This window comes from Acinetobacter sp. 24-47-62, assembly GCF_056779765.1.
In genome coordinates, this window is record NZ_JBWYIN010000010.1 from 15828 (window position 1) to 35421 (window position 19594).

Annotated in this window: 16 protein-coding genes; 10 read left to right on the plus strand and 6 right to left on the minus strand. The window is 40.4% G+C overall.

Annotation, left to right across the window (positions count from 1 at the left end):
- Positions 1-8: 8 nt before the first annotated feature.
- The 6 genes from AC1M87_RS09010 to AC1M87_RS09035 all read right to left on the minus strand — a co-directional run bounded on the left by AC1M87_RS09010 (position 9) and on the right by AC1M87_RS09035 (position 8367).
- Complete coding sequence (locus AC1M87_RS09010) at positions 9-1985, minus strand: MacB family efflux pump subunit (RefSeq protein WP_092767651.1); 1977 nt, start codon at positions 1983-1985, stop codon at positions 9-11.
- Positions 1986-1987: 2 nt separating this feature from the next.
- Positions 1988-3340, minus strand: a complete 1353-nt coding sequence (locus AC1M87_RS09015; protein ID WP_481593510.1) for a MacA family efflux pump subunit — start codon at positions 3338-3340, stop codon at positions 1988-1990.
- A 123-nt stretch (positions 3341-3463) separates the two neighbouring features.
- Complete coding sequence (gene holA / locus AC1M87_RS09020) at positions 3464-4450, minus strand: DNA polymerase III subunit delta (protein WP_481593511.1); 987 nt, start codon at positions 4448-4450, stop codon at positions 3464-3466.
- A gap of 6 nt (positions 4451-4456) precedes the next feature.
- Positions 4457-5020: an LPS-assembly lipoprotein LptE gene (locus AC1M87_RS09025; RefSeq protein ID WP_035270158.1), complete on the minus strand. Its 564-nt coding sequence runs from the start codon at positions 5018-5020 to the stop codon at positions 4457-4459.
- A 243-nt stretch (positions 5021-5263) separates the two neighbouring features.
- The gene (leuS, locus tag AC1M87_RS09030; protein WP_481593512.1) at positions 5264-7885 is read right to left on the minus strand and encodes a leucine--tRNA ligase; all 2622 of its coding nucleotides are present in this window, start codon (positions 7883-7885) and stop codon (positions 5264-5266) included.
- A gap of 122 nt (positions 7886-8007) precedes the next feature.
- On the minus strand, positions 8008-8367 hold the full coding sequence (locus AC1M87_RS09035; RefSeq protein ID WP_481593513.1) for a DUF4124 domain-containing protein: 360 nt from the start codon (positions 8365-8367) through the stop codon (positions 8008-8010).
- Positions 8368-8921: 554 nt separating this feature from the next.
- On the opposite strand from AC1M87_RS09035, the gene AC1M87_RS09040 reads away from it, so the two are divergent.
- The 10 genes from AC1M87_RS09040 to rlmN all read left to right on the plus strand — a co-directional run bounded on the left by AC1M87_RS09040 (position 8922) and on the right by rlmN (position 19575).
- Positions 8922-10649 carry an acetolactate synthase 3 large subunit gene (locus AC1M87_RS09040; protein WP_035265632.1) on the plus strand — a complete coding sequence of 576 codons (1728 nt, stop codon included), beginning with the start codon at positions 8922-8924 and terminating at the stop codon, positions 10647-10649.
- Positions 10646-11137, plus strand: coding sequence for an acetolactate synthase small subunit (ilvN, locus tag AC1M87_RS09045; RefSeq protein WP_035265631.1), 492 nt, complete (start codon positions 10646-10648; stop codon positions 11135-11137). Before AC1M87_RS09040 ends, ilvN begins: the two co-directional genes overlap by 4 nt.
- 104 nt (positions 11138-11241) lie before the next feature.
- Positions 11242-12258 (plus strand): ketol-acid reductoisomerase, encoded by a 1017-nt coding sequence (gene ilvC, locus AC1M87_RS09050; protein ID WP_035265630.1) that lies wholly within the window; start codon positions 11242-11244, stop codon positions 12256-12258.
- Between the two features lie 58 nt (positions 12259-12316).
- Positions 12317-13549: a putative phage abortive infection protein gene (locus tag AC1M87_RS09055; RefSeq protein WP_481593514.1), complete on the plus strand. Its 1233-nt coding sequence runs from the start codon at positions 12317-12319 to the stop codon at positions 13547-13549.
- Between the two features lie 539 nt (positions 13550-14088).
- Entirely contained in the window at positions 14089-15366 is a 1278-nt protein-coding gene (locus tag AC1M87_RS09060; protein WP_481593515.1) for a glycosyltransferase family 4 protein, read from the plus strand.
- Between the two features lie 155 nt (positions 15367-15521).
- The gene (locus AC1M87_RS09065; protein ID WP_481593516.1) at positions 15522-16793 is read left to right on the plus strand and encodes a glycosyltransferase family 4 protein; all 1272 of its coding nucleotides are present in this window, start codon (positions 15522-15524) and stop codon (positions 16791-16793) included.
- Positions 16794-16812: 19 nt separating this feature from the next.
- Positions 16813-17364: a phosphatase PAP2 family protein gene (locus AC1M87_RS09070; protein ID WP_035265627.1), complete on the plus strand. Its 552-nt coding sequence runs from the start codon at positions 16813-16815 to the stop codon at positions 17362-17364.
- A 111-nt stretch (positions 17365-17475) separates the two neighbouring features.
- Entirely contained in the window at positions 17476-17676 is a 201-nt protein-coding gene (iscX, locus tag AC1M87_RS09075; protein ID WP_035265625.1) for a Fe-S cluster assembly protein IscX, read from the plus strand.
- Positions 17677-17785: 109 nt separating this feature from the next.
- Positions 17786-18217: a nucleoside-diphosphate kinase gene (gene ndk, locus AC1M87_RS09080; RefSeq protein WP_035265623.1), complete on the plus strand. Its 432-nt coding sequence runs from the start codon at positions 17786-17788 to the stop codon at positions 18215-18217.
- Positions 18218-18339: 122 nt separating this feature from the next.
- Positions 18340-19575 (plus strand): dual-specificity RNA methyltransferase RlmN, encoded by a 1236-nt coding sequence (gene rlmN, locus AC1M87_RS09085; protein ID WP_481593517.1) that lies wholly within the window; start codon positions 18340-18342, stop codon positions 19573-19575.
- Positions 19576-19594 lie beyond the last annotated feature (19 nt).

Consider the following 19594-nt stretch of genomic DNA (forward strand, 5'->3'; position numbering starts at 1 on the left):
ATACCTTATTATTCTCTTGACAGTGCATCGACAGGATTTAAACGAGCAGCATTTCGTGCTGGGATAAAACCGAATACGATCCCGATTAAACTTGAACAAACGAATGCAGCTATTATTGATGTGGTTGAATACGCCATTTGGAACGTGCCACCAGCAAAGTGTGTAATCAGCTGACCAATTCCCAGTGATAATAACACCCCAAGGATACCGCCTAAAATACAGACCAATACGGCTTCAATCAGGAATTGTTGCAAAATATCGCTTTGTCGAGCACCAACGGCCATTCGCACACCAATTTCTTGCGTTCGTTCAGTGACAGACACCAACATAATGTTCATGACACCGATACCACCAACGACTAAAGAAATCACAGCAATCGCAGAAATAAGTAAAGTCATTGTAGCGGTAGTTTGCTGGATGGTTTCACGAATACTGTCCGCATTTTGAGTGAACACGTCTTGCGCCCCGTGGCGTTGAACGAGTAAATTCAAGATTGCATTTTCAGCAGCTGTACTTGAATATTCATCTTTTACACGAACGATGATGCTTCTCACATTCGACTGTCCAAGCATTCGACTCATGACGGTTGAGTAAGGGAGATAGACATTAAGACTATCTGAATTACCCATTGCACCTTGTTGAGCATCTACGATACCAATAATACGACTAGGTACACTGCCCAATAGAATTACTTGACCAATAGGATCCGTACCATCGCTAAAGAATGTCTTTTGGGTATTGGTATCAATCACAACATCTTGGGCTTGTTCAGTAACACTATGTTTGTCAAATGGTTGACCTGATTTAAACGTTAAACCACGCACATAGAAAAAGTCTTCACTCACGCCATTGACTGTCGTGGATGCCTCTACATCTTTATATCTTCCCGTGACAGAACTATTGACTGAAGGACTTACACCATCTACGTAAGGCTGTTCCGCTAACGCATCAGCATCAGCAGGGATTAAGGTCTTGGCCTGAGAAGATCGGGAGTTATCACCAAAACCACGTCCTTGGTAGACCGTAATGGTATTGGTGCCCAAACTACTAATATTTTCTAAAATTTGTTTTTGTGATCCATTACCAAGTGCGACAACCGAAACGACAGATGCGATCCCGATAATGATTCCGAGCATGGTCAAAAAAGTACGCATTCGATGAGCATTCATGGCCAGAAGTGCCATGCGGAAAGCTTCACCTAAACGGTCTAAAGCTGAACGCCAAGACGATGTTTTCTTTTGCTCAGCACGAATCAATTCTTCACGTTCAAAGCCATCATCAATCTCAGGAACATTGGGTTCATCTGAAATAATATTACCGTCTGAAATCTCAATAATACGAGTCGCATTTTTGGCAACATTGTGATCATGAGTAACGAGAATGATGGTATGACCTTTGGCATTCAGTTCGCGTAAAATACGCATCACTTCAATACCGCTTTTTTTATCTAATGCACCTGTAGGCTCATCGGCGAGAATAACATCACCGCCATTCATCAACGCGCGAGCAATCGAAACACGCTGTTGCTGACCGCCCGAAAGTTGGCTCGGGCGGTTTTGGGTTTTTTCACCTAGACCTAAATCGGACAAAAGCTGAACTGCACGATCATGGCGTTCAGAAGCATCAGCACCGGCATAGATCGCAGGGACTTCGACGTTACCAGCTGCATTTAAGTCACCAAGTAAATGGTAGCGCTGGAAGATGAATCCGAAATATTCACGGCGTAATTGAGCAAGTTCATCAGGTTCTAGCTCACGTGTTTCGCGGCCCTTAACCTTGTAGCTACCATTGGTCGGTTTATCTAAACATCCTAAGATGTTCATCAGTGTTGATTTTCCTGAGCCTGATTGACCTACAATGGCAACCAATTCTCCAGGATAAATCTCAAGATTTACCCCTTTTAGAATTTGCACAGTAGATTCACCAGCAGGGAATTCACGGGTCAGGTTTTTGACCTCAAGTAGAGGTGTTCTCGTCTGACTCATAATTACATTCTCATTGGACCAGCGCCACCACGTGCGCCACGTTTAGCTGAGTCATTTGATGAGTCAGAGCCATCAGCGATCACCACCTTATCGCCTAATTTTAAACCGCGTAAAACTTGCGCTGTCGCACGGTTATTTAGACCGATAAGAACTGGGGTTGGTTTCGCTGTACCATCTGCTTGAAGTACGCGTACCATAGCCATGGAAGCTTTACCTTGATCGACTAATGCCTTTTCCTCAGCGGTTAATTCTAAACGCTTAGGACGATCAGCTGATGAACGTTCGGCATGCCCTTCACCACGAGCTTGTTCATTACGTTCTGGTGCATTTGAACCCGCATTTGCACCACGCTGGCGAGCAGGACGATTAGAGCTTTGAACAGCAGAAGATGGAATAGTCAGTGCATTCTTTGCTTCATCTAACACGATATAAACTTGTGCAGTCATATCAATACGCAATTTTCCATCTTCATTAGGAACATCGAATAGAGCGTTGTAATACACAGCTGTACTTGATGAAGATGAATTTGAGTTGTTGCTTTCTGTATTGATGGAGTTAGGTGCAGGTTCAACTTGACGCAGTGTCGCGTAGTGCTTTTTCTCGCTATTACCTAGAGTCGTGAAATAAACAGTTTGACCTTCCTCAACACGCATAACATCTGCTTCAGAAATTTCAGCCTTAACCGTCATGGTATCAAGTTTTGCTAATTTCACGATGGTAGGCGCGCTTTGATTCGCGTTCACTGTTTGACCTTCTTCGGTCACAATTGCCACAATTGTGCCATCCATCGGAGCAACGATACGGGTATAGCCTAAATCTTCTTTGGTCGTCGCCAGTGACAAACGAGATTGCTCGATTTGAGCATTCATCGCGACGATATCGGCTTGTGCAGTTTTATAACTTGCTAAGGCCGACTCATATTCGGCACGAGAAGTTGCATCTTGGGCATACATGGCTTTTTGGCGATTATATTCCGCCTCAACTTTAGTCAGATTTGCTTGTTTGACTGCCAATTGAGCCAACTGATTTTTAATGCTAGCTTCAGCTGTTTTTAGATCATTTTCCTGACGAACGGAATCGATTTGAGCAATCAGTTGACCTTGTTTGACTTGATCACCCAGTTGCACATACATTTTTTTTACCTGACCTGAAACCTGTGCACCAACGCTAACCATTTTGGTCGCTTCTAATACACCTGTTGCAAGGACAGAGTTTTCAATATCACCACGTGTCACTTCAGCGGTAATCAACTGAGGTTGCTCATCTTTAGGTTTAAAGAAATGCCAAGCTAAAGCGATAGCTGCAATCGCAATGATCGCGATGATAATCAATTTCGTTGGTTTTATTTTTTGCATGGCGATATTGAAAAATGACAGAAATTGAGAGAATTATAATGATGAAATAAGGATAAAAAGTGTATTTTTCTTAAATAAAATCAATAATCATTCTTATATTTATAAATAAACCTTGCTGGTTAACTAAGCAAACAAGGTTTTTCCACATAATTCAGCAATCGCTTGTTGTATGAGGTGTTCTGGATTTTCAATATTTTTGCCTTTGATGGCAGCATCGATTCTTAATAGCAACTGTGGCCATGTGAGAAATTGCTTGGGATTAAGACGTCTCAAGGCTTGTTGGTAAAGACTGACTTTGGTTTTCCAAATGCCGAGTTGTAATGCATTTTGTGGTTGCTCAAAGAGTTGCATTAATAAGCGCATTTCTTTGCTTACCGTCCATAAGACCAAACTATGTGGTTCGCCAGCTTCGACTAAATATTGATATATTTTAATCGCTTGGCTTAGGTTGCCTGAAATCAATGCATCGCTTAAATCAAAAGTGGTATAGCGTGATTGATCTTGTAAGCATTCGAGCAAATGTTGCATTTCAAGATGCTGTACATCGGGGAACGTGTCTGCCAGACGCATTAAGCTGTTTTTGGCAGCCAATAAATTATGTTCATGGTGGACTTCGAGCCATTGCCATGCATCTTGGCTCAGTTGAATTCCAATTTTATCAGCTTCTATGCTGAGTATACGCTGACGATCTTGCGCATAGGTTGCTGTAAGGGGAACCACGACACCATTGGCTTCAATAGTCTGAAAAAACGCCGACTTTAAGCTGCTACTATCTTGCTTAGGCATAATGATCAACAACAAGTTGTGTTCATTATGCTGGATATAATGCTTGAGTAACTTTAACGCATTGGCATCTGGCTTAATGTTGCCATGGACCTCTACTGCGAGATTTTGTGAAAACAGCGAAAGGCTGTTGAGTGCATTAAATACATTTTTCCAATCAGCAACGCTTTGGATGTCATAGCGTTCTCTTTCCACGTGATTGATGATCCAACTTTGACGGAAAGCATCTAAAAGATTTTGCTCAAGTAAAGGTTCTTGACCATGTAATACCCATGCACCACGTGCTTCGTTTACACGTTTTAATGCTTGTAGATAATCTAACTTCATTCTGAGTTACGGATTTTCAGAGGCAGTAGGTTCAAAAGTTTGTTGCACAGGTAACAGTACATTTGCTTCTGCTTTTGGCAGACGGTTTGCAGCAATTTGACGAGAGATCTGTTGAGCGACATCGTCAATTAAGATTTCACTGAGATATTTATTTTGTTGATCATCTGTGTTCACGGTTGCAACATTATATTGATATGTACGTGTCGCAGTTAAAGTTCGAGGTTTTGTTACCAAGTTACCTTGACGATCTTCGATTTGGAAAGTCACAGAAAGTCTAAGTAGAACTTCAATGAGTTTGCCGTTGAGCTCATGGCGAATTGGCTTATAGTCGATGATACGCAATACATATGCATCGTTGGAATTACTCAGTTGCACACCTGCAGCAGTGAGATAAACACTGAGTTTACGCTCTAAATCAGAAGTATTGGCAGGGAGTGCCAATTCAAGCTTTGTATAAGCCAGTGGCGTTGAAGTTGGATTGGTCCCTTTTAGATGAAATCCACAGCCGACCATAGTTGCGCTTAAGCCTAAAGTTAGAACAGCAATAGCTAAACGTTTGCTCAAATGCATTGTAGATCCTCTGTGTATTTCCTGAGACTCAGGATAAATTCTGAATATTCTGATTGTATGTGCAAAGCCCGTTGACTGGCAACGGGCTTTGTTTGGGAATTGTGAAATCCTTATATTCCCCTCTTTTTAAAAGAGGTGAGAAGCAATGCTTCGCAAGGGAGATTAAATCCCTCCAAACCTCCCTTTCTTGCGCTTTGATCTAAAGCTGTGCTTTATATCTTACTCAGGGAGGCTTTAAGGTTCTTAAACCACCAAATTCACTAATTTATTCGGAACAACGATTTCTTTCTTGGTTGGACCTGTTAAGAATTGTTGTACTTCAGGCAATGCTTTTGCTTGCGCCAGAATGTCATCTTTCGATGCATCTACAGACACTTCAAGTTTGCCACGAAGCTTACCGTTCACTTGAACCACAATGGTTTGTGTATTACGTGTTAATGCAGATTCATCCACTTGAGGGAATAATGTTGCATTTAACTCGATACCAAACTGCGCCAATAATGTTTCACTTAAATGCGGTGCAAATGGAGCAAGTAAAGTTAAAAGCGTTGTAATAGATTCACGTGCAACAGCAACATCGTTGTCATCTTTCGCTTCAAACTTATTGTTTGCATTCAGAAGTTCCATCATCGCTGCAATCGCAGTGTTAAATGCATGACGACGTTCGATGTCATCACCCACTTTTTGGATGGTTTCGTGAGTCTTACGACGTAAGTCTTGAGCCGCAGTTGAAAGCGCAGCTTTATCAATCGCTGATGCAGTATTACCTTGTTCAAGGAAACCAGTTGTCAAGCGCCATACACGTTTTAAGAAACGGTTAGCACCTTCTACACCTGCATCAGACCATTCTAAAGATTGATCTGGTGGCGCAGCAAACATCATAAATACACGTGCCGTATCTGCGCCGTATTGGTCAATAATAGATTGTGGGTCGATACCGTTATTTTTCGATTTCGACATTTTTTCTTGACCGCCAACGATAACGTCTTGACCATCACCTTTGTATTTTGCAGATGTGATACGACCTTTTTCATCACGCTCAAGTTCGATGTCAGCAGGGTTGAACCACGTTTTCTTACCTGATTCAGATTCGCGGTAATAGGTATCAGCAAGTACCATACCTTGCGTTAACAAGTTGGTGAATGGTTCGTTACCTTGTACTACACCTTCATCACGCATCAATTTGTGGAAGAAACGTGCATATAACAAATGCAGAATCGCATGTTCAACACCACCGATGTATTGGTTTACAGGAAGCCAAGTTTGACCCGCTTCAGGTTTAACCATACCACCAGTAAAGTCAGGAGATGCATAACGCGCATAGTACCAAGATGATTCTACAAATGTATCAAGTGTATCTGTTTCACGACGTGCGTCGCCGTTACAGCTTGGACATTTCGTTTCATAGAACTCGGGCATCTTGTTGAGAGGGTTACCTGAACCATCTGGTACAACGTCAGTTGGAAGTACAACAGGAAGTTGATCTTCAGGTACTGGCACTTGACCACATGTTGGGCAGTTGATCATTGGAATCGGACAACCCCAATAACGCTGACGAGAAACACCCCAGTCACGTAAACGGAATTGAACTTTTACATTTGCAAGACCTTGTGGTTCTAATTTTGCAAGGAAAGCATCAAATGCACCTTGGAAGTCTAAACCATCAAATTCGCCTGAATTGACCAATTTACCTTCTTTTGAACCGTACCATTCTTGCCACTCTTTCGCATCAAAATCATTATCATCAGCGCCTTTCGCATCAATGACTTGCTTAATAGTTAAGCCGTATTTGTTAGCAAACTCGAAGTCACGTTCATCGTGTGAAGGCACCGCCATCACCGCACCTGAACCGTATGACATCAATACATAGTTTGCGATCCAAACAGGAACTTCTTCACCTGTTACAGGGTGCTTAACTGACAAACCTGTTGCCATGCCTTTCTTTTCAGCAGTAGCGAGGTCGGCTTCTGCCACAGAACCCATACGGCATTCTTCAATAAATGCAGCAAGTTCAGGATTATTTTCCGCAGCTTTAAGCGCCATCGGGTGTTCTGCTGCAACTGCAACATAAGTCACACCCATTAAAGTATCAGCACGTGTAGTAAATACAGTTAAGCCATCTGCATATACGTCAGTATTTGCTGAAGGGAAGGTAATTTCCATACCCTGTGAGCGACCAATCCAGTTACGTTGCATCGTAAGGACTTGTTGTGGCCAACCGTCTTTGAGTGTGTCTAAATCATCAAGTAATTCTTGCGCATAGTCTGTGATGCGGAAGTAGTACATTGGAATATCACGTTTTTCGACCAATGCACCTGAACGCCAACCACGACCATTTTCAACTTGTTCATTTGCAAGTACAGTTTGGTCTACAGGGTCCCAATTTACTGTTGAAAGCTTACGGTAGATTAAGCCTTTCTTATAAAGCTGAACGAATAACCATTGTTCCCAGCGATAATATTCTGGTGTACACGTTGCAAATTCACGATCCCAATCAACCGCAAGACCTAATTTTTTAAGCTGATTACGCATGTAATCGATATTTTCAAAGGTCCATTTTGCCGGTGCAACTTGGTGTGCAATCGCAGCATTTTCAGCAGGTAAACCAAACGCATCCCAACCCATTGGTTGTAATACAGTTTCACCTTTTAAACGGTGGAAGCGGCTGATCACGTCACCAATCGTGTAGTTACGTACATGACCCATATGCAGTTTGCCACTTGGGTAAGGGAACATCGAGAGGATATATCGACGTGGACCTTCTACAGTGTCGGCAACTTTAAAGGCTTTGCGAGATTCCCAGTCCTGTTGAACTTGGGGCTCAATCGCACTGGCTTGGTATTCAGAGTCAATGTGAGTAGTCATATACGTAATACAAGAGAACGGTTAAAAAATTTAGCGCACAGCATAGCGCAAAACGCACCTAAAAGTGAATTTTACAGACTGAAAATGGATGCAAAACTTAAATTAAGATCAAAAAGACAATTTCACTCATTTGAAACTTGAGTTTCGCTTAATGGAGCAGCATTTGTGTTTTGTGACGCAGTATTTGAAGCACCGTTTGTTTGCTGTTGCGTTGGTATCGTTTGAGTCTGTGAGGTTTGAGGAGCTTCGCTCGCGTTTGTATTTGTATTGACAGATGTTGTTGGTGCTTTCCAACCATATGTTTCAACTTTACCTTTCTTTTTTGCTGATTTTGGTGGCGGGGTAGTGGTGTAGTGGGTTGAACCATTTTGATCGACCCATTTGTAATATTCTTTTGCCTGCACCATAGATGAATAAATAGAAACGAAAACAACCGTTGATGCTAAACAAGAAAGTTTTAAAGATGATGCTAGTGAATTCATGACTTCACCTATAAAGAAATATGAGGGGAGTGAGTTCTTTTACACGTTTATATCGCAGCATTTTGCTGGATACTGATGAAGATTAATTGGTTTTATTTTAATCAAAAAAATCATTTTGCGTATAAATTGTTTTATATAAATATTAAAAATAAGTGTTTGAAATTTTTTTTATAAATCATCCAACCAAAAGTTATCGTTTGAAAAATAATCGGTTGGTAAATAAACAATAAAAAGGTTTCGGCAAACCTTGACTTTGGTCGTGAAAAAACTAAAAATGCTGCTCTAGTTTTATATGTTTTGTTCGATCACCCTTCGAATAAATATCATAGCTTGCAATAACGTTGTCTCTAAGCCGAGACAATGAAATAGCAGAAATATGTTTATCCCAACATGTTGAATATGCAGTCGCAACTCAAACGGTTGTGATCGAAAAATTTTATTATTGCAGCAAAAACGATGAAATATGTGTGCTATAACAGTGCATACAAACGAATGAATGAAACACGACTTATGTCTCCCATAAACGTCGTGGAAATAAGATTAGGGTGAATACGTTGGAACTTTTATCTGGTGGTGAAATGCTTGTTCGCGCATTGGCGGACGAAGGCGTTGAACATGTTTTTGGATATCCAGGCGGCGCAGTTTTACACATTTACGACGCGCTATTCAAACAAGACAAAATTAATCATTACCTCGTGCGTCATGAGCAAGCTGCTGGTCATATGGCAGATGCATACTCGCGCGTAACAGGTAAGACAGGTGTTGTACTGGTGACTTCGGGTCCAGGTGCGACTAACACTGTGACACCAATCGCGACAGCTTACATGGACTCAATCCCAATGGTGATTTTGTCTGGTCAGGTTGCAAGCCATTTGATTGGTGAAGATGCATTCCAAGAAACGGATATGGTGGGTATTTCTCGTCCAATCGTGAAACACAGTTTCCAAGTGCGTCATGCGAGTGAAATTCCAGCGGTTATTAAAAAAGCTTTCTATATCGCGTCATCAGGTCGTCCAGGTCCTGTGGTTGTTGATATTCCAAAAGATGCAACAAACCCTGCTGAAAAATTTGCATACGAATATCCTGAAAAAGTAAAAATGCGCTCTTACCAGCCGCCACACCGTGGTCATACTGGTCAGATCCGCAAAGCTATTGATGAATTGATCAATGCTAAACGTCCTATTATTTATACGGGTGGTGGTGTTGTTCAAGGCAATGCATCACATTTATTGACTGAATTAGCACATCTATTGGGTTATCCAGTAACCAATACATTGATGGGGCTAGGTGCATTCCCTGGTAATGATCCTCAATTTATTGGTATGTTGGGTATGCATGGGACATATGAAGCGAACATGACCATGGGTCACGCTGATGTGATTCTATGTGTTGGTGCGCGTTTCGATGACCGTGTAACCAATAATCCTGCAAAATTCTGTCCAAATGCGAAAGTGATTCACATTGATATCGATCCTGCGACGATTTCAAAAACAATCATGGCGCATATCCCAATCGTGGGTGCGGTAGAGCCAGTTCTTCAAGAAATGTTAGCGCAATTAAAACAGCTGAATATTTCTAAGCCGAACCCTGAAGCTATTGCGGATTGGTGGAAACAAATCAATGAGTGGCGTCAGGTTCATGGTTTGAAATATGAAAAACCAACTGACGGTACGATGAAACCTCAACAAGTTGTTCAAGCTTTAGATAAAGTAACGAACAGCCAAGCAATCATCACTTCTGACGTTGGTCAACATCAGATGTTTGGTGCGTTGTATTACAAATACACACGTCCACGTCAATGGATTAACTCAGGTGGCTTAGGCACGATGGGTGTTGGTCTTCCATATGCGATGGCGGCTAAGCTTGCATTCCCTGACCAACAAGTTGTTTGTATTACAGGTGAAGCATCCATTCAGATGTGTATCCAAGAGCTTTCAACATGTAAGCAATATGGCCTAAATGTTAAAATCTTGTGCTTAAACAACCGTGCTTTAGGTATGGTGAAACAATGGCAAGATATGAATTATGAAGGTCGTCACTCAAGTTCATATGTTGAGTCATTGCCTGACTTTGCGAAGTTGATGGAAGCTTACGGACATGTAGGTATTCAAATTGATCATGCCGATGAGCTTGAATCGAAGCTTGCAGAAGCAATGGCGATTAATGATAAATGTGTATTCATCAACGTGATGGTTGACCGTACTGAGCATGTTTATCCGATGTTAATCGCGGGTCAATCTATGACAGATATGTGGTTATCTAAAGGGGAGCGCACAGCATGAGACATATCATCTCTGTTCTCATTGAGAACGAATCTGGCGCGCTTTCACGTTTAGTGGGTTTGTTCTCACAACGTGGCTATAACATTGAAACTTTGAACGTTGCGCCGACAGAAGACCCAACAATGTCTCGTTTGACATTGACGACTTATGGTGATGATCACAAGATTGAGCAAATCACAAAACAACTCAACAAACTTGTTGAAGTGGTTAAAGTGGTTGACCTTTCTGAAGGTTCACACATTGAACGTGAATTGATGTTAATCAAAGTAAAAGCTTTGGGTTCTGCGCGTGCTGAAATTAAACGCACAGCAGATATCTTCCGCGGACAAATCGTGGATGTAACACCAACGACTTACACGATTCAAATCGCGGGTACAACTGAGAAAATTGATGGTTTTATTGATGCTTTGGCAGAGAATACCATTCTTGAAGTTGTACGTTCAGGTGTATCTGGTATCGCACGTGGCGAAAAAGTTTTAACAATCTAATTTTTTATTAACAAATTCTTCCCTCCTCCGAGAGGAGGGGGTTGGCGAACCACATTAACATTCGCTAATCAAACGGAAGCCAAAGCATTTTAGCGGAGACAGCAATGCAAATTTTTTATGATAAAGACTGCGACTTATCTATCATTCAATCTAAGAAAGTAGCAATCATTGGTTACGGTTCACAAGGTCATGCTCACGCGCTTAACCTTAAAGATTCTGGCGTTGACGTAACTGTTGGTTTACGTGCTGGTTCTGCTTCTTGGAAAAAAGCTGAAAATTCTGGTCTTAAAGTTGCTGAAGTTCCTGCTGCTGTAGCTCAAGCTGACGTAGTAATGATCTTGACTCCAGATGAATTCCAAGCTCAACTTTACCGTGATGTAATTGAGCCAAACATCAAGCAAGGTGCTACTCTTGCATTTGCTCATGGTTTCTCTGTTCTTTATAACCAAGTTGTTCCACGTGCTGACTTAGACGTAATCATGGTTGCTCCAAAAGCACCTGGTCACACTGTACGTTCTGAATACCAACGTGGTTCAGGTGTTCCTGATCTTATCGCGATTCACCAAGATGCTTCTGGTAATGCACGTAACCTTGCGCTTTCTTACGCTTCAGGTGTTGGTGGCGGTCGTACAGGTATTATCGAAACTTCTTTCCGTGAAGAAACTGAAACTGACCTTTTCGGTGAGCAAGCAGTTCTTTGTGGTGGTGCTGTTGAATTGGTTAAAATGGGCTTCGAAACTCTTGTTGAAGCTGGATATGCACCAGAAATGGCTTACTTCGAATGTCTACACGAACTTAAATTGATCGTTGACTTAATGTTCGAAGGCGGTATTGCGGACATGAACTACTCTGTATCTAACAATGCTGAGTACGGTGAATATGTAACTGGCGTTGAAGTAATCAACGAACAGTCTCGTGAAGCGATGCGTAATGCGCTTAAGCGTATTCAATCTGGTGAATATGCGAAGATGTTCATCCAAGAAGGTGCATTAAACTACCCATCTATGACTGCTCGTCGTCGTCAAAACGCTGCTCACGGTATCGAAGTAACTGGTGCTAAATTGCGTGCGATGATGCCTTGGATTCAAGCAAACAAAATCGTTGATAAAGAGAAAAACTAATTTTCTTATCTAGCTGATTTTTATGCTATAAAAAACCCTGCGAAAGCGGGGTTTTTTTATGAATGATAATAAACAAAAGAAAAAAATAGATCCTTTGGATATGGTGTTTGGGATTGCTTGCTTATTAGTTGTAGCCGTTCTAATTACATATTGGCTCAATTTTAAAAATAATCCGATTTCATCTGAAGTTGGGAATTGGGGAGCATTTGGTGACTATGTTGGTGGAACCATCAATCCAATACTTGGATTTTTTAGTTTTATGGCTCTTTTAATTACGCTTGATTTACAACGCAAACAATTAAATAAGACAGAAGAGCAGTTAGAACTAAATCGTGAGGAATTGGCTGAAACTAGGAAAACCTTGGAAAGGTCAGCTCAGGCTCATGAAGATTCCAAAGTTATAATGAATGAACAATTGAAAACACAATCATTGCAACAATTTGATAGCTTATTTAGTACATTGCTTTCAGAGTTATCTCGAAAAATTGGATTACTCTACCCAGTAAAAGTAGAAGCTCTATTTTCAAAGTTAATCATTAATTATGAATCAAATAGAGTAAAACGTGAAAAAATTATCGAAGATGGAGAGGTTACAACACTCTTTATTTTTTTATATCAAATATTAAAAAATATTGATAATGGGCTTGATGATTATTTAACAAAGAAAAAGTATTCAAATATCGTTAGGAGTCTTATACCTGATGAAATTTTACAATTATTGCTAATAAATTGTTTCCTAAATACTGAAGAACATAATTTCAAGGAATATAAGAAGCTGGTTGAGAAATTTCAATTTTTTGAGCATATGTCTTTATATGATGACACATGTTTAATGAAAACATCCCTATTGCTGAGTGTGGCTACTCATTATGAAATTAAAGCTTATGGTCAAAATAGAGCTTTTATTAATTTTAGTAAGAATTGGATTTTTGACGAAATTAAAAAAAATAATAATCTTGTAGAAGTTTTACGAAATATTGCTAATAATTCTATTGAAGTTAAGCGTGAACGCCTCATAGAAGGAGAGAATCATAATTTATTTTATGTTCGTGATGGAGATGATTGTCCAAATATAGCTTGTGTATGGTCAACTCAAAAAAAATGCTTCACACATTTAAATTTATTTAATCAAAGGGTTGAAAAAATTAAAATAGATTCAGAGAAAATTTATCTATTCTCTGAATCGTACCCAAAAGGGATCGGTATTTCCTTGGAAAAAGACAGTTCAGGAAAAGTAAGAATCCTAAAAGAAAATATTTTTGAGTACGTTGTGCCAACTTTAGAGAGATAAGGAAAATGATCGCTTAATATCAATTTTAAATCAGACATTATTTTCCATCTACTAAAATAAGGCATCGAATAAAACGCTTCAAGATCGTCGTTTTATTTACTGGATTTATGATTCTGTTCAACAAAAATTTAAACGTGCAGAGCAGTACGAGCAAATCGTTGGATTCCCACTGTTACATGGTGGTAAACAGCACATTGATTTTTCTAATGGACAGGTTTATACAATTGTTGAAGGCATTTTGAAACCAGTTGCAGTTAATGCTGATTAAGAAACTAAACAATTAGCAGATCGGACATCATCAGAATCCTCTGTGGCTCTTCAAGGAGAAAACTTGGAAAAACGGATTGAAGAACCACCAGTTAACTCTGGTCAAGAGCAAGCGAATGAGCTAGGCAGCGATGTAGATCGTGTTCAAGAGCAAGAGCCTTAAAAATGTGAAAATCTGAATGAGCCTTATGACAAGGCTGTCATGAAACCATCATCATATTGACATTATGTTCTTATAAATTTTAGGCATAGCATGAATAAAAGGTGTGATGATGGCACTCCTAAATTTACAAGTAACACAACAAAAAAAATTATTTGAATTATTGGACATTAAAAAAAATACGTCATTTGAGGATTTTATTCATCTTCCTGATGCTGATCAGCCTAAACGACATCCTCAATTAAAAATTGCCATTGTGACTGAGACATGGTCACCAGAGATTAATGGTGTTGCAAACTCACTGATGAATTTATGTCTGGGTTTGCAGAAGCGAGGTCATCAAATTTTGTTGATTCGTCCCCAACCCAAAGTGAAATGTAAACGGTTTAAACCTGATGCAGAGTGTTGGGTGCATGCTCAGGCGATTCCGAAATATCCCACCTTACAGTTCGGTTGGCCACAGTTTTCTAAAATCTCAAAAGCGGTTGAGGTATTTCAGCCAGATATTGTGCATATTGTGACAGAGGGACCATTGGGATTTGCGAGTCTAATGGTAGCTAAGTCTCAGAATATTCCTGTTTCAAGTGGTTTTCACTCTGCCTTTCAAGAGTTTAGTCGATACTTTGATTTTCCTTTTCTCGTTAAACCTATCTCAAAATATTTAACATGGTTTCACAATAAGACAGACGTGACTTGTGTGCCAAGTTTAGATACACAGCATGCTTTAAAACAAATGGGAGTAAGCGGTGAGTTAAGGGTGGTGGGGAGAGGTGTTGATACCCAATTATTTAATCCGAATAAAAGATCGAAGTTATCGAGAGAGCAATGGACTGCAAATGAGCATACACGAGTGCTGATTTCCGTTGGTCGGTTGTCACCTGAAAAGGAAGTAGACCTGATTATTCGGACTTTTTTGAAAATGGAAGGTGAGGTTGAACATTATACTAAATTGGTCATTGTCGGAGATGGACCAGATCGAGTAAGGCTTGAAGCCCTTGCGAATCATCACCCTGATATTATTTTTATGGGAAGTTTGACTGGCGAAGACTTGGCTTGTGCATATGCCAGTGCAGATGTGTTTATCTTTCCAAGTAAAGTTGAAACCTTTGGAAATGTCGCGCTTGAAGCATTGGCAAGTGGCTTGCCTGTGGTGGCTTATGATTATGCATGTGCCAAACTGCATGTTGTGCACAATGAAACGGGATGGCTGATCCCTCTCGGTGATCTAGATATGTTCGAACGAGCAATGACAGCAACATTGAATCAACCCGATTTAAAAATAATGGGTGAGAAAGCGCATCTTGCAGTTGCTGCAACAGGATGGTTGAAACCTGTTATTGATTTTGAGCAAGCGTTATTTTTTGCTGTGCATCGTACTTTATTTCACTAAATTATTTTGAATTCGTAGTTTCTTGTCGCGTGTTTGAGGGTGGTCGGTGAATCAGTCATCTATTCTAATTATGACAAGTATTTAATGAAATCATCATCATAATGAAATGATCCATCTCTAAAGTAAAAGTATGAAAAAAATACAAAAGAGGTGTGATGATGGGAATCATGGACACTGTATTGCCTAGATCGACAACGCAATATGATCACCAGAGGCTAAAATTTAAAAATCAAAACTCCGATCGGGATGTATCGGTGCTTGAGCAATTGGGGCGATCTAGATTAAAAATAGCTGTCGTTACGGAGACATGGCCACCAGAGCTGAATGGTGTTTCATTGTCTTTACTACAGATTTGCAAAGGTCTACAGAAGCTTGGTCACAAAATTCTATTGGTACGACCTTCACAAAAACAAATATGTTCGGAATTTTCTCCGAACCGTGAGTGTTTGGTGAATGGTCAAACCATTCCGAAATATGCCCATATGCAATTTGGCTGGCCACAGTATGGCAAAGTGGCTAAAGCATTTGATGAATTTCAACCAGATTTGGTGCATATCGTGACGGAAGGACCATTAGGTTTAGCGGTACTTCAGCTCTCAAAAAACAAAAAGATTCCTGTGAGTAGCGGTTTTCATTCTGCTTTTCATGACTTTAGTCGGTTTTATGATCTTGCTTTTATGGTCAAGCCGATTCAGCACTATCTCAAATGGTTTCATAACAATACGCAATTGACCTGTGTGCCAAGTCAGGACTCGGCTGATGCGATACGTAGCTTTGGTGTTACATGTCAAGTTGAAGTGATTAAAACTGGGGTGGATGTTGAAAAGTTTTCACCTACTTTTCGAAGTGTGCAACTCAGACGACAATGGGATGCTTGTGAAAATACAACTGTGCTACTTTATGTTGGTCGTGTTTCACCTGAAAAAGAAATTCAGGTGTTAATTGATGCCTATTTAAAACTTAAAACACAAACAACGCGCAGATTTAAGTTGGTCATCGTGGGGGATGGGCCCGATTATTCGCGTTTGGTTCGTCAGAGCAAACATACCGATATCATCTTTACTGGAAGCTTAAGTGGTACAAATCTTGCTGAATCATTTGCAAGCGCAGATGTATTTGTTTTTGCCAGTCAAGTAGAGACATTTGGCAATGTCGTGCTTGAAGCGATGGCGAGTGCATTGCCTGTCGTTGCTTATGATTATGCTTGTGCTAAGCAGTATTTAGATGCGGAAACAGCATGGTTAGCACCTTTGGGTGAGCCTGCAACTTTGGTTCAATATATTGTTAATCTGCCCCAGAACAAACGCTTGCATGCAATGGGGATGCAAGCAATGAAAAAAGTACAACAAGTCGGATGGCAACATCCAGCTCAACAACTCGAACATGCATTTTATCGTGTCGTGCAGCAGAAAACGCTCACGGCCTGAACGATAGGAGTAGAGTGAAATGAATTTTAAAAATACCAAAATAAAAATACTCGATCTTGATCTAAGAGGATGTCTCTATTTCAATAATCTATCGCATACACAAAGTATTGCGCTCATATTTAAAATTATTAGTCGGCTCGGAGATGGCGTTTTTTGGTACATGATGGTGGCGTTGGTGTGGCTACTGCAAGGACCGCAATACACTATTCAAATTTTATATATTGTTGTTGCTGCTTCGTTAGGTACGCTGATTTATAAAATTTTAAAAACAAAAACAGTACGTCCACGACCATACCAAGTTCACCAAGTTATTCATATTGGCGAAAGACCACTAGATCATTTTAGCTTTCCTTCTGGTCATACATTGCATGCAGTAATGGCAACAATCGTATTGGGTTATGTAGAGCCTGTCTTGCTGGTGATGATGATGCCATTTACCATTTTGGTTGCGTTGTCGCGCATGGTATTGGGATTGCATTACCCAACTGATGTTTTAGTTGGTGCCTTAATTGGGGCGACGGTTGCTAGTGGTATTATCTTGGCTGCTCCAGCATTGAATATCATATTGTGAGGGTATGTTGATTGCATGATAAGGCGTACAAAAGCAATATAATTGTACGTCTTGATTTGCTTTTTGCTAAAATTAAGCCATGAATTCACCAAAGATGATTTAGGAATAAGTATGGGTTTACGTTGGACAGACACCCTTGATATCGCAATTGAACTGTATGAAGCCCATCCAGATGTAGATCCACAATGGATCCGTTTTACTGATCTTCATGCATGGGTTTGTGCGCTTCCAGAGTTTGAAGATGATCCAAACAAATCAACAGAAGGATTGTTAGAAGCAATTCAAATGGCTTGGATTGACGAAGCTCGATAATTCATCGATCGAAAAAAACCATTTTTTTACACGCGAAAAGCAGATAATCGCGCATTATTCGGTATAATGCGCCAAAATTTTCATGTCAATTTGACTAAAGGAGCCAATCATGGCTATTGAACGTACTTTATCTATCGTTAAACCAGATGCAGTTGCTAAAAACCACATCGGTGACATTTTTGCTCGTTTCGAAAAAGCTGGTCTTAAAATCGTTGCGACTAAAATGAAACATTTAACTCAAGCTGAAGCTGAAGGCTTCTATGCTGAGCACAAAGAACGTGGTTTCTTTGCTGACCTCGTTGCGTTCATGACTTCTGGTCCAGTTGTTGTATCAGTTCTTGAAGGTGAAAACGCAGTTCTTGCTCACCGTGACATCCTTGGCGCTACTAACCCTAAAGAAGCTGCTCCAGGTACAATCCGCGCTGACTTCGCTGTAAGCATCGACGAAAATGCTGCTCACGGTTCTGACTCTGTAGCATCTGCTGATCGTGAAGTTAACTACTTCTTCGCTCAAACTGAGATCGCTCCACGTACTCGTTAATTCGCAGTATTCAAACCAGATAAGTGCTATACTGCTTATCTGGTTTTTTTATTTCTGAAAGATTTTATTGCTTGAAAATTGAGCATGTTCTTTTATCCCACATTATGGTTTAGGTAATACTCATGAATTCTGAAGTTGTCGCTTCATCCGTCAATTTAGATGAACAACAGCCCACTACTGTTCAAGTACAGCAGGCTGATACTGTACAGAAAGTGAATTTACTTGGCCTGTCACGTCCGCAAATGGAAAAATTCTTTGAGGATATGGGGGAGAAAAAGTTCCGTGCGGGTCAGGTGATGAAATGGATTCATCAGTTCTTCGTTACTGATTTTGCTGAAATGACCAATATTTCAGGGAAATTACGTGAAAAACTTGAAAAGATTTGTGAAATTAAAGCACCAGAAGTCGTGCATAAAAACTATTCTAAAGATGGAACACGTAAGTGGGTATTCCGTGTAGGTGATGGTGCGGGTTCTTTGGTTGAAACAGTACTGATTCCTGCTGAGGATAAAACGGGTTCGCGTAAAACCTTATGTATTTCATCACAAGTCGGTTGTGCTTTGGACTGTTCGTTCTGTTCAACAGGAAAACAAGGTTTCCAACGCGATTTAACACAGCCTGAAATCATTGGTCAGTTGTGGATGGCGAACTATTCCTATATGGAAGATGTGCCTGTTGCTGAGCGTGAGCGTTCTGTGACCAACGTGGTAATGATGGGTATGGGCGAGCCATTACTGAACTATGATGCTGTGCTTAACTCAATGCGTATCATGCTTGATGATTTCGCCTATGGAATGTCTAAACGCCGTGTCACACTGTCAACTTCAGGGGTTGTGCCGAAGATAGATCAATTGGCTCAAGATATTGATGTTGCGCTTGCAATTTCATTGCATGCAACCAATGATGAGTTACGTAACGAATTAGTACCAATTAATAAAAAATATCCGTTAGACCAACTCATTGCAGCGTGTCAGCGTTACATCACTAAAGATGGTAATGAAAGTGCACGTAAGCATGTCACAATTGAGTATGTCATGTTAGACGGAGTCAACGATCATCCTGAACATGCACAGCAGATGATTAAGTTGTTGAAAAATTTACCAAGTAAAATTAACTTGATTCCATTTAATCCATTCCCACATGCACCATACGGGCGTTCGAGCCGAAATCGCATCATTTCTTTCCAAAAAACTTTGTCTGATGCTGGTTTTGTGTGTACGATTCGTCAGACACGTGGGGATGATATTGACGCAGCTTGTGGTCAATTGGTAGGTCAAGTGGCTGACCGTACTCGTCGTGCAGAACAATGGAAGAAAAAAGTGCTAGAACGTAATGAAATTATGCGTTCACAAGGCTAGTTGTATCATTTAGATGTGA

What these genes read in the sequence shown, in the direction of transcription:
- AC1M87_RS09010 (WP_092767651.1), bottom strand. Translation starts at nt 1,985, where the DNA reads ATGAGTCAGACGAGAACACCTCTACTTGAGGTCAAAAACCTGACCCGT.
- AC1M87_RS09015 (WP_481593510.1), bottom strand. Translation starts at nt 3,340, where the DNA reads ATGCAAAAAATAAAACCAACGAAATTGATTATCATCGCGATCATTGCG.
- holA (WP_481593511.1), bottom strand. Translation starts at nt 4,450, where the DNA reads ATGAAGTTAGATTATCTACAAGCATTAAAACGTGTAAACGAAGCACGT.
- AC1M87_RS09025 (WP_035270158.1), bottom strand. Translation starts at nt 5,020, where the DNA reads ATGCATTTGAGCAAACGTTTAGCTATTGCTGTTCTAACTTTAGGCTTA.
- leuS (WP_481593512.1), bottom strand. Translation starts at nt 7,885, where the DNA reads ATGACTACTCACATTGACTCTGAATACCAAGCCAGTGCGATTGAGCCC.
- AC1M87_RS09035 (WP_481593513.1), bottom strand. Translation starts at nt 8,367, where the DNA reads ATGAATTCACTAGCATCATCTTTAAAACTTTCTTGTTTAGCATCAACG.
- ilvN (WP_035265631.1), top strand. Translation starts at nt 10,646, where the DNA reads ATGAGACATATCATCTCTGTTCTCATTGAGAACGAATCTGGCGCGCTT.
- ilvC (WP_035265630.1), top strand. Translation starts at nt 11,242, where the DNA reads ATGCAAATTTTTTATGATAAAGACTGCGACTTATCTATCATTCAATCT.
- AC1M87_RS09055 (WP_481593514.1), top strand. Translation starts at nt 12,317, where the DNA reads ATGAATGATAATAAACAAAAGAAAAAAATAGATCCTTTGGATATGGTG.
- AC1M87_RS09060 (WP_481593515.1), top strand. Translation starts at nt 14,089, where the DNA reads ATGGCACTCCTAAATTTACAAGTAACACAACAAAAAAAATTATTTGAA.
- AC1M87_RS09065 (WP_481593516.1), top strand. Translation starts at nt 15,522, where the DNA reads ATGATGGGAATCATGGACACTGTATTGCCTAGATCGACAACGCAATAT.
- AC1M87_RS09070 (WP_035265627.1), top strand. Translation starts at nt 16,813, where the DNA reads ATGAATTTTAAAAATACCAAAATAAAAATACTCGATCTTGATCTAAGA.
- iscX (WP_035265625.1), top strand. Translation starts at nt 17,476, where the DNA reads ATGGGTTTACGTTGGACAGACACCCTTGATATCGCAATTGAACTGTAT.
- ndk (WP_035265623.1), top strand. Translation starts at nt 17,786, where the DNA reads ATGGCTATTGAACGTACTTTATCTATCGTTAAACCAGATGCAGTTGCT.
- rlmN (WP_481593517.1), top strand. Translation starts at nt 18,340, where the DNA reads ATGAATTCTGAAGTTGTCGCTTCATCCGTCAATTTAGATGAACAACAG.